Genomic DNA, 9,181 nt, shown 5'->3' on the forward strand with positions numbered 1-9,181 from the left:
CGCCGCCCAGTCCGAGGCGGCGGCCGGCGGCAACGCGCAGGAGGCAGCCGGCGACGGCGCAGTGCCGGGCGCTGCGGCTGCGCAGGGCGCCCATGCCGCTGCCGGCGGCAGCGAGACCGACGGCGCCGCGCACGGTGCGGCACAGTCAGCCGACGCACAGGCAGCCGGCGCACAGGTTGCGCAGCAGTATCCGTCCGCCGCGCACGGCGCTGAATCCCAGGCATCGGCCAAGCACGGCGGGGACGCGGGCGGCAAAGGCGCCGAGCGCGCCGCCCGGCAGCGCGACCTGTCGCCTGCCGCGCAGGAGGCAGCGCGCGAGGCCAACAAGCGCTTCATGGCCACGCTGGACGGCATGGAAGCGGCGCTGGCCGAAGGCCAGTTGCATGTGGCCAATGACCACGACAAGACACTGAAGGAAATCAAGACCGGCCGCCTGACGCCGGCCCAGGCCGACCGCCTGGCGCATGTGCGCGCCGACTTGAAACGCCTGGGCGACTGGGCGCGCTGGGGCGGCAACGTGTCGCGCGAGGAACTGGTGAAGTCGGTCGAGGACCTGCAAGGCCAGCAACTGGCGATGGCCGAGCTGGCCAAAAAAGTCGGCAGCATGCGCGAACGCTGGAAAGGCCTGGACTCGGTTTCCGGCCCGGCGCCCAAAGGCCTGTGGGAGCGTTTCGACGCCGCCTGCACCGCTGCCTACGCACCGGCCGCCGCCCACTTCAAGCACCTGGCCGATGAACGCCACACCAACGCCGCCAAGGCGCAAGCGCTGATCGCAGAAGTTGACGCTGTAAAGGCCAAGGCCGCCGAATCGGAAACGCCCGACTACAAGGCGCTGGCCGCTGCCTCGCAGCGCCTGCGCCAGGCCTGGGGCCGCCTGGGCGCCATCGACCGCAAGGAAAAGAAGAAGCTGGACGCCATCTTCGGCAAGGCCATGGACGCCATGCTCGCGCCGCTGGAAAACCAGCGCAGCATCGAAGTGGCCTGCCGCGAGCAATTGATCGAGGAAACCGCCAAGCTCAATCCGGTCGACCGCCATACGCTGGACACGCTGCGCATCCTGCAGGAACGCTGGCAGGAGCACGCCAAGGCGCTGCCGCTGGAGCGCAAGCAGGAGCAGGCGCTGTGGCAGCGCTTCCGCGCCGCCTGCGACGCCATTTTCGCCGCGCGCAAGGAGTCGGCGCACGCCGCCGACCACGAACGCAAAGCCCACCTGCATGCCCGCGAGGCCATTTGCGCGCAGTTGGAGCAAGCCACCTTCAGCGGCGATGACAAGGCCCAGCAGGCCGCCATTGCCAAGGCCTTGCGCGACGCCGCCACGGCGTGGCACGCGTCCGGCACGGTGCCGCGCGCCAGCGAGCAGAAGATCGAGGCGCGCTACAAGGCGGCCATCGCCGCTGTGCAGGCCCAGGGCGACGCCATCCGCAAGCGCGCCGGCGCCGCGCAGGCCAACGCGCTGCGCGACAAGCTGCGCCTGACGCAGGCGCTGGAGGCGGCCCTGGCAGGCGCCGCGCCCAACGGCTCCGCTGCCGCCGTACCGGATGCCGCCACGCCCGCCGCCCCCGCGGCCGGCGGCGCCGTCGACGCCGCCGACTGGGAGGCGCGCTGGAAAGCCTTGCCGGCCCTGCCGAACGACTACGAGCGCACGCTGCACGCCCGTTTCGCCGCCGCGCTGGCCGCCGCGGCCGAACCGGGCAAGCGCAGCGCCTATGCGGCCCAGTTGGAAGCGGCGCGCGCCAAGTTGCTGCAGGAAGTGCTGCGCCTGGAGATCGTGGCCGGCGTCGACAGCGGCGCCGAGTTCGCGCGCGAACGCCTGAAAATGCAGGTCGAGGTGCTGCAGTCCTCGCTCAAGTCCGGCCAGAAGCCGATGACGCAGGCGGCCCAGTTCGTGCAGCTGTGCGCCATGCCGGCGCTGGCGGACGCCCGCACGGCCAGCCGCATCGAACAGTTGTTCCGCCGCATCGGCGCGGAGGCCAAATGACCCAGGTACGTGTGCAGGCGGAGGACTTCGATGTCGCCGCCGAAGTGGCGCAACTGCGCGCCGGGAACGCCAGGGTCGGCGGTATAGTCACCTTTGTCGGCACCGTGCGCGACCTGAACGAAGGCGCCGACGTGGCGGAAATGGAACTCGAACACTATCCGGGCATGACGGAACAGTCGATCGAGGCCATTATTGAACAGGCGAAAGCGCGCTGGCCGATTTACGGCGCGCTGGTGATCCATCGCATCGGGCCCCTGAAGCCCACCGAGCAGATCGTGCTGGTGGCGGTGACGTCGGCCCACCGCGGCGAAGCGTTTGCCGCCTGCGAATTCATCATCGACTACCTGAAGACCGAAGCGCCGTTCTGGAAGAAGGAACAAACCCCGGAAGGCGCCCGCTGGGTCGATGCCCGCGTCAGCGATGACGCCGCACTGAAGAAATGGACACTTTCTTGATTTAGGTTGATCTGGATCAAGATAGCCTCCTTGAAAACCGGTCGCGCAACCCAACTTGTTGGTTAGACCAATTCAGGAGCATTTCAAATGCGGCAAGACAAACTTACTACCAAACTGCAGGAAGCCCTGGCCGACGCGCAAAGCCTGGCCGTGGGCAACGACAATCCCTACATCGAACCGGTGCACCTGCTGGTTGCCCTGATCAACCAGGACGACGGCAGCGCGCGCTCGCTGCTGCAGCGCGCCGGCGTCAACGTCAACGCGCTGACCAATGCGCTGAAATCGTCGCTGGAGCGGCTGCCCAAGGTGTCCGGCACCAGCGGCGACGTGCAGGTCAGCCGCGAGCTGATCGGCGTGCTGAACCTGTCCGACAAGGAAGCCCAGAAGCGCGGCGACCAGTTCGTGTCCAGCGAAATGATTTTGCTGGCGCTGGCCGACGACAAATCCGACGCCGGCAAGCTGGCGCGCGAAAACGGCCTGACGCGCAAGGCGCTGGAAGCGGCCATCGACACCGTGCGCGGCGGCGGCAAGGTTGATTCGGCCGAGGCCGAAGGCCAGCGCGAGGCGCTGAAAAAATACACGCTGGACCTGACCGAACGCGCCCGCGCGGGCAAGCTCGACCCGGTGATCGGCCGCGATGACGAAATCCGCCGCGCCATCCAGGTGCTGCAGCGCCGCACCAAGAACAATCCGGTGCTGATCGGCGAGCCGGGCGTGGGCAAGACCGCCATCGTTGAAGGCCTGGCGCAGCGCATCGTCAATAACGAAGTGCCGGACTCGCTGCGCGGCAAGCGCGTGCTCTCGCTGGACATGGCCGCGCTGCTGGCGGGCGCCAAGTACCGCGGCGAATTCGAGGAACGCCTGAAATCCGTGCTGAAGGAACTGGCCATGGACGAGGGCCAGACCATCGTCTTCATCGACGAGCTGCACACCATGGTGGGCGCCGGCAAGGCCGAAGGCGCGATGGACGCGGGCAATATGCTGAAACCCGCGCTGGCGCGCGGCGAACTGCACTGCCTGGGCGCGACCACGCTGGACGAATACCGCAAATACATCGAGAAGGACGCCGCGCTGGAGCGCCGCTTCCAGAAGATCCTGGTCGACGAGCCGACCGTGGAGGCGACCATCGCCATCCTGCGCGGCCTGCAGGACAAGTACGAGCTGCACCACAAGGTGGCGATCACCGACGCGGCCATCATCGCGGCGGCCGAACTGTCGCACCGCTACATCACGGACCGCTTCCTGCCCGACAAGGCGATCGACCTGATCGACGAGGCGGCCTCCAAGATCAAGATCGAGATCGACTCCAAGCCGGAGGTGATGGACAAGCTGGAGCGCCGCCTGATCCAGCTGAAGATCGAGAAGGAAGCGGTCAAGAAGGAAAAGGACGAGGCTTCGCGCCGCCGCCTGGACCTGATCGACGAGGAAATCGCCAAGCTGCAGCGCGAGTACAACGACTTCGAGGAAATCCTGAAGGCCGAGAAGGCCAATGTGCAGGGCACCACCCACATCAAGGAGGAAATCGAGCGCATCAGGCAGCAGATGGAGGAAGCCACGCGCGCCTCCAACTGGCAGCGCGTATCAGAACTCCAGTACGGCAGGCTGCCGGAGCTGGAGACGCAGCTCAAGCAGGCTGAAACCCTGGGCGCGGCCGCCGACAGCGCCGACAAGCCCAAGCTGCTGCGCACCCAGGTGGGCGCCGAGGAGATCGCCGAAGTGGTGTCGCGCGCCACCGGCATTCCGGTGTCGCGCATGATGCAGGGCGAGCGCGACAAGCTGCTGCACATCGAAGAGAAGCTGCACCAGCGCGTGGTGGGGCAGGATGAGGCGATCAACGCGGTGGCCGATGCGATCCGCCGTTCGCGCGCCGGCCTGGCCGATCCCAACCGCCCATACGGCTCGTTCATGTTCCTGGGCCCGACCGGGGTCGGCAAGACCGAGCTGACCAAGGCGCTGGCGACCTTCCTGTTCGATACGGAAGAATCGCTGATCCGCCTCGACATGAGCGAATTCATGGAGAAGCACTCGGTGGCCCGCCTGATCGGCGCGCCGCCCGGCTACGTGGGGTACGACGAGGGCGGCTACCTGACCGAAGCGGTGCGCCGCAAGCCGTACAGCGTGATCCTGCTGGACGAAGTGGAGAAGGCGCACCACGACGTGTTCAACGTTTTGCTGCAGGTGCTGGACGACGGGCGCATGACAGACGGCCAGGGCCGCACGGTGGACTTCAAGAACACCGTCATCATCATGACGTCGAACCTCGGTTCGCAGAAGATCCAGTCGATGGAGGATTCCGATCCGGCCCTGGTGAAGCTGTCGGTGATGGCCGAGGTGCGTTCGCACTTCCGCCCGGAATTCATCAACCGCATCGACGAGATCGTGGTGTTCCACGGCCTGGACGAGAAGAACATCGGCGCGATTGCGAAGATCCAGCTGCACATCCTGGAACAGCGCCTGGCGCGCATGGAGATGGCACTGCAGGTAACCGACGGGGCGCTGCAGAAGATCGCCGAGGCGGGTTACGATCCGGTGTATGGCGCGCGTCCGCTCAAGCGCGCGATCCAGCAGCAGATCGAGAACCCCCTGTCGCGCCTGATCCTGGAGGGCCGTTTCGGTCCGAAGGACACCATCCACGTCGGCGAACGCAACGGCGCGCTGGTGTTCAGCGCGGACGGCAAAGAGCCGATCGTCGCGTAGGACAGCTTAGCGGGGCTCGGCCCCGCGTAAGGCGCCATCGCCGAAGTCCTCCACCTCATAGCGGTCCAGAAAGCGCCTCGGCTCACGCCGGGGCAGGCCGCTGTCGGCCGTCGCGAAGCGCAGCCGCTCCGCCTCCAGCTGTTCTATCGTGCGCCGCACGTACGCGCCCAGCGACTGGCGCGTGGTGCACTTCTGCCACATCGGATAGCGCCCGCTGACGCGGTAACCGTCCAGATACTCGATTTCGAAATCGCATTCAAAATAGTCTTGCGGCCCGGTGGCCCAGCTGCGCAGCAGCTTGTCGGCCGACACGAATGAGCCGAGAACGGCCATTGCGCGGGCGCGCTCCTGGCTGATGCGGATTTTGGCGACACCTACTTTTTCGTCATGGTGCATGGCATGCTCGCGAGAGGTCAGTGCCGCATTTCGCCGTCAACCTGGCGCCACAGCTGCAGCGGGTTGCCGTCCTGCAGCGCGGCGGGCAGCAGGCTGGATGGAACATCGAGATAGAACACGGGTCGCAGGAAGCGCGCGATCGCCTGCGCGGCGGTGGCGCCGTTATAGATCGGCATGGAGGTGAAACTGTTGACGTTGACGTGGCGCGCCATGCGCTCGAGCTGCGGCATCAGGCGCGCGGCCAGCGCAGTGTCGCCGTCGGCCATCTGCATGCCGGCCACCAGCTGGCGGCCCAGCAGCGCGGCCACCGCCAGCAGCTCCTCCGGGCAGGCGCAGCGCAGCAGCAGCGCGGACGGCCCCGGATGCCGCTCGGCCAGCGTGGGCGTGGTCAGCAGGCTGGACGCTTCGGCCTCGACGAAGACGGCGCGCGCTTCACTGGCCGGCCCGCCGGCCGCTGCGGCGCCGCTCTCGGCCAGCAGATCCACATTGCGCTCGCGCAGCAGCCGCGCCACGCTCTGCGCGTGGCCGTGCTGCGCGCCGGCACAGGGCAGCGCCACCGGCGGCATGGCCAGCACGCCGTCAATGATGGTCTCTCTTAAGTCTATATACCCGTCGCCCTCTATCGCCACTACAATGCCGGGCTTGAACATGCCGTGGGCCGTGCAGGGACTGAACTGCTTGAGCAGTTGCTGGCCCAGGTGCTCGGCGCGCGCATTGAGCGCGTGCGGCAGGATGAACACCGGATTGCTGCTGGCGATGTCGAGCAGCACCGGCACCGGCTCGCTGCGGTCCAGGCTGCGCCGCATCAGTTCCATGCCTTCCGCGCGGAGGCCGGCATACGTGGCCGCCTTGATGTCCGGGTGGGTGACCAGCGCGGCGGCGCTGCCGGCGTGGTCCGCCACCAGGCCGTACACGCCTTCGGGCAGGCCGGCCGCTTGCACAGCCGCGGCAATGGCCCCGGCCAGCAACTCGCAGGTACGCGGATGGGTGGCGCTGCTGCGCACCACCACGGGGCAGCCGGCGGCCAGCGCGGCGATCACGTCGGCCGCCGCCGCCGCATACACCGGCGCGGCGCAGGCATGCCCGGCGCCCAGCACGGCCACCGGTCCCAGCGCGATGTTCTGCACGCGCTGTTCGGGCGGCGCGGTTTCGATGGCGGCACCCAGCCAGTGGCTGCGGCGCAGCACAGCGGCGAAGGCGCGCAGCTGTTGCAGGACACCTTCGTGCTCCATGGCAACAACCGGTGCCTCCGCGTTCAGTTCGGCCCGGGCGCTGGCGGCCACCGCCTCGCGCGCGGCGTCGATATGGAAGGAGATCAGCTCGAGCAGGCGGCAGCGGTCGGCCACGCTGCAGTGGCGGAAGGCGGCGGCTGCCGCATCGGCGCGGCGCGCGGCCAGGTCCAGGCTGGCCCAGGCGTGGGGCGGCAGCGGGAGCGGCTGGGGAGCGGCGGAGGTGGCGGGGGTGTTCACTAGGGGCATGCCTTTGATGGTCTGTGGCGCTTAAATATTGTAAAAACTATTCCGTGCAGCGGTTAATAAATTCTTGTAAATTGGCGTTAAATGTCCTTAAGGGATAGACGCCGGCCATACCGACGACACAATGACCTCACCCGATACCGCTATCCTGTTTGGCGCCTACCGACTGGTGCCGTCCGAGCGCGCGCTGTTCAACAGCGAGCAGCCGGTGCGCCTGAGCGGCCGCGCCTTCGACCTGCTGCTGGCACTGCTGGAACGGCCCGGCGAAGTGCTCAGCAAGGACGAGCTGATCGCCCGCGTGTGGCCGCGCACCTGTGTCGAAGAGGGCAATCTGCGGGTGCACATCGGTGCGCTGCGCAAGGTGCTGCACGACGCCAGCGGCAGCCTGTACGTGGAAAATGTGGTGGGGCGCGGCTACAGTTTCGTGGCGCCGGTGCGGCGTGTGGTTCTTCAGGGGCAGCATGCCCAAGCGCCAGCGGCCGGGAACTTGGCGCCGCCGCTGCAAAACGCTCGCATCTTCGGCCGCGACGACACCTTGCGGCAGCTGGCCGCGCAGGTGCCGCAGCGGCGCCTGGTCACGGTGGTGGGGCCGGGCGGCATGGGCAAGACCACGGTGGCGGTGGCCGCTTCCGGCCAGCTGGCGCACGGTTTCAGCCACGGCGCGGTGCTGGTCGACCTGGCGCCGCTGACCGACGGGGCGCAGGTCAGCAGCGCGCTGGCGCTGGCGCTGGGCATGCCGTCCATGTCGAGCGATCCGGGCGCGGTGCTGGTGGCGCACCTGCATGACATGCATGTGCTGCTGGTATTCGACAACTGCGAGCATGTGATCGACAGCGTGGCCAGCCTGGTGGAGCGCTTGCTGCGTCAGACCCCGCGCGTGCACGTGCTGGCCACCAGCCGCGAGCCGCTGCGGGCGGATGCGGAATGGGTGCACCGCTTGCCGCCGCTGGCCTTGCCGCCGGCGGCCAGGCAGGACAGCGCCGAGCCTCCGGCCAAGCCGGCCATTCCGGCCGAGCTGGCGAACCGGATCGATCTGGCCGAATTGGCAGCCACACCGGCGGTGCAGCTGTTCGTGGAACGCGCCACTGCCGGCATGGACAGCTTTCGCCTCCACGCGGACAACGCGGCCGCGGTAGCCGATATCTGCCGCCGGCTGGACGGTATTCCGCTGGCGATCGAGCTGGCGGCGGGACGGGCCGAGTTTTTCGGCGTGCACGGACTGGCCGAGCGGCTCCAGGATTGCTTCACTGTGCTCACGCGCGGCCGCCGCACGGCGCTGCCGCGCCACCAGACCCTGCGCGCCACGCTGGACTGGAGTTACGACATGCTCAGTGCTGCGGAGCAGGCCACGCTGCGCCGCTTCGCCATTTTCCGCGCGCCGTTCACGCTGGAATGCGCCGCCGGCGTGGTGCAGTGCGCCGATATCTGCGCTGCGGACGTGCTGGACTGCATAGCCAACCTGGCGGCCAAGTCCCTGCTCAGCGCAGACACCGGCGGCGAGGTGGTGCAATACCGCCTGCTCGACACCACCCGCGCTTACGCGCTGGAAAAGCTGCTTGCCAGCGGCGAGCTGGCGTGGGTGGCGCGGCGCTACGCCCAGCGCTGCTGCGCATTCCTGCAGCCCGCGCAGGCGGACCTGGAACGGCAGCCGCCGGCGGCATGGATGGCCACCTACGGACGCGGCATTGACCACGTGCGTGCCGCGCTGGACTGGACCTTCGGCGTGGAGCCAGGCGGCGGCGCGGCCGGTCCGGACCAGGCTTGCGGTGGCGACCTGGTGCTGGGCCTGCAGCTGTGCGCCGTCTCGGCGCCGCTGTGGTATCAGCTGTCGCTGATGGATGAATACCGTAGCCGGCTGCAGCAGGCGCTGCGGCTGGCGCGCCAGGGCGGCGAGAACGGCGGCAGCGCCGAAGGGCCGGCGCAGCTTGCCCCGCAGCTTGAAATGCCGCTGGTGCTGGCGCTGGGCCATGCGCTGCTGCACGCGGGCGACCAGGCCGACAATGCCGAGCGCTCCAGCGCCTTTGCGCGCGCGCTCGACCTGGCGCAGCAGATCGGCGACAACCCCAGCCGCATGGGCGCGCTGTGGGGCTGCTTTGTTGATGCCATTTTCAACGGCGACTACCAGCTGGCATTGGGCTACGCGGAGCGCTTCGGCGCGGCGGCCGCCAGCGCCGGCGGGG

The 9,181-nt window shown here is 68.4% G+C and carries 6 protein-coding genes; 4 read left to right on the forward strand and 2 right to left on the reverse strand.

The window, feature by feature from the left end:
• The 3 genes from AC6H42_RS12670 to clpB form a co-directional block, all read left to right on the forward strand.
• Nucleotides 1-1,978, forward strand: a 1,978-nt coding sequence (locus tag AC6H42_RS12670; protein ID WP_497548194.1) for a DUF349 domain-containing protein, incomplete at its 5' end; no start/stop codon positions are given.
• Nucleotides 1,975-2,433 carry a molybdopterin synthase catalytic subunit MoaE gene (gene moaE, locus AC6H42_RS12675; RefSeq protein WP_057158003.1) on the forward strand — a complete coding sequence of 153 codons (459 nt, stop codon included), beginning with the start codon at nucleotides 1,975-1,977 and terminating at the stop codon, nucleotides 2,431-2,433. The genes AC6H42_RS12670 and moaE, both read left to right, overlap by 4 nt.
• 87 nt (nucleotides 2,434-2,520) lie before the next feature.
• Nucleotides 2,521-5,130, forward strand: a complete 2,610-nt coding sequence (gene clpB / locus AC6H42_RS12680; protein WP_057158004.1) for an ATP-dependent chaperone ClpB — start codon at nucleotides 2,521-2,523, stop codon at nucleotides 5,128-5,130.
• 6 nt (nucleotides 5,131-5,136) lie between these two features.
• Here the strand turns inward: clpB and AC6H42_RS12685 are convergent, their stop codons facing one another.
• Both AC6H42_RS12685 and AC6H42_RS12690 read right to left on the reverse strand, forming a co-directional pair.
• Nucleotides 5,137-5,526, reverse strand: coding sequence for a hypothetical protein (locus AC6H42_RS12685; protein ID WP_497548195.1), 390 nt, complete (start codon nucleotides 5,524-5,526; stop codon nucleotides 5,137-5,139).
• A gap of 17 nt (nucleotides 5,527-5,543) precedes the next feature.
• A complete protein-coding gene (locus AC6H42_RS12690) occupies nucleotides 5,544-6,995 on the reverse strand; it encodes an aldehyde dehydrogenase family protein (RefSeq protein ID WP_497548196.1) in 1,452 nt (483 codons plus the stop codon).
• Nucleotides 6,996-7,125: 130 nt separating this feature from the next.
• On the opposite strand from AC6H42_RS12690, the gene AC6H42_RS12695 reads away from it, so the two are divergent.
• Nucleotides 7,126-9,181, forward strand: a 2,056-nt coding sequence (locus AC6H42_RS12695; protein WP_497548197.1) for an ATP-binding protein, incomplete at its 3' end; no start/stop codon positions are given.

The sequence above is a fragment of the Massilia sp. NBRC 108631 genome, from assembly GCF_059704565.1.